This is a genomic window from Caballeronia sp. BR00000012568055 (assembly GCF_029439455.1).
GTDB lineage: Bacteria > Pseudomonadota > Gammaproteobacteria > Burkholderiales > Burkholderiaceae > Caballeronia.
In genome coordinates, this window is record NZ_JAQFVG010000083.1 from 1 (window position 1) to 2,902 (window position 2,902).

3 protein-coding genes are annotated in these 2,902 nt (G+C 55.5%); all 3 read left to right on the top strand.

Going from position 1 to position 2,902, the window contains the following annotated elements:
* Positions 1 to 253 precede the first annotated feature (253 nt).
* The 3 genes from P7F28_RS05845 to P7F28_RS05855 all read left to right on the top strand — a co-directional run bounded on the left by P7F28_RS05845 (position 254) and on the right by P7F28_RS05855 (position 2,651).
* Positions 254 to 850 (top strand): cadmium resistance transporter, encoded by a 597-nt coding sequence (locus tag P7F28_RS05845; RefSeq protein ID WP_277183544.1) that lies wholly within the window; start codon positions 254 to 256, stop codon positions 848 to 850.
* Between the two features lie 98 nt (positions 851 to 948).
* Positions 949 to 1,800, top strand: coding sequence for a CPBP family intramembrane glutamic endopeptidase (locus P7F28_RS05850; protein WP_277183545.1), 852 nt, complete (start codon positions 949 to 951; stop codon positions 1,798 to 1,800).
* 284 nt (positions 1,801 to 2,084) lie between these two features.
* Entirely contained in the window at positions 2,085 to 2,651 is a 567-nt protein-coding gene (locus tag P7F28_RS05855; RefSeq protein WP_277183546.1) for an FcoT family thioesterase, read from the top strand.
* Positions 2,652 to 2,902 lie beyond the last annotated feature (251 nt).

Below are 2,902 nucleotides of genomic sequence, written 5' to 3' on the forward strand. Positions count from 1 at the left end.
TTTTCTTAGTGGCGACTTTCTTAAGCATTCGTTCTCCCTTCTGATTCAAACGCTTTTGTGCGCGCCTATTGTGTCCTCGTGACTAAAGACTTGCAATCAACGCAGCAGCAATTAAGTCTCTCGCAAGCTTTCGTAAAGATAGAGAAAGCTTATTAGTTATGCTTGGTGCTTTGGCGTAACGCCACTTGCGGGAAAGCGTTTCGACCGGCACAGTGATGCCCGTTCACCGGCCGTAACAGAGGGAAGGGAGTAGATGAACATCGCGGAATTATCAGTCGCCGTCAGCGCATTCGCTGCCACGGATATCGATGACTTCGTCTTGCTGGCGGCGCTGTTCGGTAGCGGAAAGCTGAAGTCGCGCAGCATCGTGATCGGGCAACTGGTGGGCATCGGCGCGCTAGTTCTCGTCAGCAGTATCGCGGCGATGGCCGCGCTTTCCATTCCTCCCGGCTGGACGAATCTGCTCGGTATCGTTCCGCTTGCTTTAGGCATACGCGGCGCGATGAGCTGGTTTCGCCGCGATCAGACCGATATACCCGTTGACGACTGGGCGCCGTTCAATGCGCTCGGCCGCTCGGAGACCGTCGCGGTTGCCGGATTGACGGTGATCAACGGCGGCGACAATCTCGCTGTGTATATCCCGCTTTTTTCGAGTTCCGCTGCAGCGATCCCGCAGTACGCAGCAGTGTTCGCCGCAATGACAATCTTGTGGTGCTGGATCGGGCGCGCGCTGGTCACGCATCCGGGCGTGCGGTCCGTCATCGAACGCTTTGGACACGTGCTGGTGCCGATGGTGCTGTTCGGACTCGGGCTGCATATCCTGTCCGGTGCATTCGTTCTGCTTCATTGAACCGCGGCGCGTTCAAATCTACCCATTCGGCTTAACGCGCAGCTAAGTCGAATCCATCATCATTCACGTTTCAATCGACACGCTTCAGGAACACGTTCATGGTCGCCGCGCCCTTTATCGCGCTCTTTCTTGCTGTGCCGGCGATGTGGTCGCCCGTTGCGCGATGGCTCGTTCCGGGTCTGCTCGTCGTGGGCTATGGCGCGGCGCTATCAAGCGGCCAGATCACTCCGCTCGCCTTCATATGGCTCGGCTTGCTGCTGGTCGCGGCGTTCGCGGTCGCGCCGCATCGTCGGATGTGGATGCGGTATGCAGGACATGCGATGTTCATCGTATTGGCCGTGGCTTTGAGCATGCACTGGCTGCCGGGTTTCAATAATCTGCGCGTCATCGGACCCGAGCGCTTTACGGCGGATGCCGTGCCATTCACGATGTATCTGAATCTCGACAAGCCGCTCGTCGGCTTTTGGCTTCTGCTGGCTTGTCCGTGGACGCGGCCGCGCCATGAAACGGCGGCATCGATGAAAGCGGGGATTGCGGGCCTTGTGGGAACGACCGTCGTCTGTCTGCTGCTTGCGCTTGTGCTCGGACTCGTGAGATGGGAGCCGAAATGGCCTGCGTCCACGTGGATCTTTATGCTGAATAACCTGCTGCTCGTTACGGTGACCGAAGAGGCGCTTTTTCGCGGCTATCTTCAGGGCGGTTTGTCGCGTTTGCTCAAGCGCTTCGCACACGCGGACGTCATAGCGCTATGCGTAGCGTCGGTCGTGTTCGGGCTAGCGCATTTTTCCGGCGGCTGGCAATGGATCGTGCTGGCGACCGTCGCTGGATTCGGCTATGGGCTGGCGTATCGCTATGGTGGTTTGGGCGCCGCAATCCTCGCGCATTTCGGGCTGAATGCGGCGCACTTTCTGCTCTTTACTTATCCGATGCTTCAGACGCACGGCATGTAGTGATGTGCCTGAAACGAGTCGCCGGATTGCGCTTATTCGATCGCCGCGATCTTTCTCCCGTTTGTTTCAGGCATCAGTGGAAGTAGTGCTCGTAACAGTCGCCTTCAGGCGCAGCGCGGCGAATTCCGTCAGGTGTTTGACAAGCGAGCATCGAAGCGATCATTCTCAGCTAACTCTTTCTGCCTACATTATGCCTGTCGGTATCGGGCGGCATCGATCAGCGTTGTTCAGCCCGATCGACGCGTCATTCGTAGATATCCATATGCTTGTACAGGGAGACCATCATGTTCGCTCCGCAAAAGCCGATTGAAGCTCAGTTGGCCCAATCCGATTGTTTTCGACCCATTCCTGCCCACCTCAAGGACGATATTCTTGAGCCGTACAAACAAGAGTGCGTGTACATCAAGGCCGCGTACCGCGATACAAGCTTCGAGAAGGAGTTGGTCGCGGTCGCCGAGGTTTGCGTTCCCCAGACTTTTTACGGATCTCAAACGGGCCACTTCAACGCAGTCGAATCGCTGCTTTGTCTTAATCAACTCGCCTTTGTCAGTATTGCTGACTTTGTTGTCAGTGATGAAGCTCATGAATTTCATAAAGCCATCAAAACAACTTGTATTCAGAGCTTCAAGGATAACGTTCTGACTCGGACGTTCATCACGTCTGTCGGGATGCAGTTCAAGCGTACGCTCGATGGTCAGAAGGTGTTCATGCGCCTCGCATTCACCAAATGCAGAGCGCATGCTGGCATGGTGTTTTTGGTCTCGGAGTTCGCTTTTATTGATGGGAGCCGGAGTTTTGACTCACGACCGGCATTCGTTGGTCAGGCGACTTTCGCGATTCCGACTATGTGAGGGAAGAAGCGGCAGCGCGCGATGTCCGCGAGATTCAAACGAGTGCGGTCGGCTACGATCGGTCATTGCCCGGTGCACGGGCACGACTCGATTATTTGACATAAGATAAATTAGCAAATTTTAACTTGTAGGTCCCAAGTTCAAATCTATGGCCAGCCCGAATTTTGCAACCTTTGGTTTTGACAGTGTGTGGCTTGCGCAAATCTATCCGGAATCGTGCCGGACGCTCGTCCGTTGTTCCGAGATGAAAA

Excerpts from the sequence above, each read along its gene's own strand:
- P7F28_RS05855 (WP_277183546.1), top strand. The coding sequence starts at position 2,085 with ATGTTCGCTCCGCAAAAGCCGATTGAAGCTCAGTTGGCCCAATCCGAT.
- P7F28_RS05845 (WP_277183544.1), top strand. The coding sequence starts at position 254 with ATGAACATCGCGGAATTATCAGTCGCCGTCAGCGCATTCGCTGCCACG.
- P7F28_RS05850 (WP_277183545.1), top strand. The coding sequence starts at position 949 with ATGGTCGCCGCGCCCTTTATCGCGCTCTTTCTTGCTGTGCCGGCGATG.